2 tRNA genes and 1 rRNA gene are annotated in these 569 nt (G+C 45.2%); all 3 read right to left on the bottom strand.

The annotated features are described in order from the left end of the window. Positions 1-158: 158 nt before the first annotated feature. Positions 159-232, bottom strand: a tRNA-Ile gene (locus tag LI074_RS17120). A 23-nt stretch (positions 233-255) separates the two neighbouring features. Next, positions 256-328, bottom strand: a tRNA-Ala gene (locus LI074_RS17125). A gap of 5 nt (positions 329-333) precedes the next feature. Then, a 5S ribosomal RNA gene (rrf, locus tag LI074_RS17130) occupies positions 334-451 on the bottom strand. Positions 452-569: the final 118 nt, after the last annotated feature.

Consider the following 569-nt stretch of genomic DNA (forward strand, 5'->3'; position numbering starts at 1 on the left):
TTCCTATCTTGCGTTTTATGAGATACTCTCATATCTCTTAACGTTTTGTATCAAGGATATTTGATTAACTTTTAATCAAATTTCATGTATGCAGTTTTCAAGGTACAATTTATATCAGGCTTAACACTTAACCTCACGGCTAAATTTTTATAAGCCAATGGGCTTAAGTGGACTCGAACCACCGACCTCACGCTTATCAGGCGTGCGCTCTAACCAGCTGAGCTATAAGCCCATCTTGAAATCTTTCGATTTCAGTGGAGATGAAGAGATTCGAACTCTCGACCCCCTGCTTGCAAGGCAGGTGCTCTCCCAACTGAGCTACATCCCCATTTGATCTGGCAGCCACCTGCTCTCCCACACCGTCTCCAGTGCAGTACCATCGGCCGCTTAGGTCTTAACCGTCGTGTTCGGGATGGGAACGGGTGTGTCCCCTAAGCGCATCACTACCAGAAATGTTGTTATTCAGTTTTCCTTGATAACTCAACAGTAAAACACATCTTCGATCTTCTACTTCTTCCTTAGAAAGGAGGTGATCCAGCCGCACCTTCCGATACGGCTACCTTGTTACG

Origin of the sequence: Blautia sp. MSK18_10 (genome assembly GCF_020553185.1) — a bacterium.
GTDB classification, from domain to species: Bacteria; Bacillota; Clostridia; order Lachnospirales; family Lachnospiraceae; genus Blautia_A; species Blautia_A wexlerae.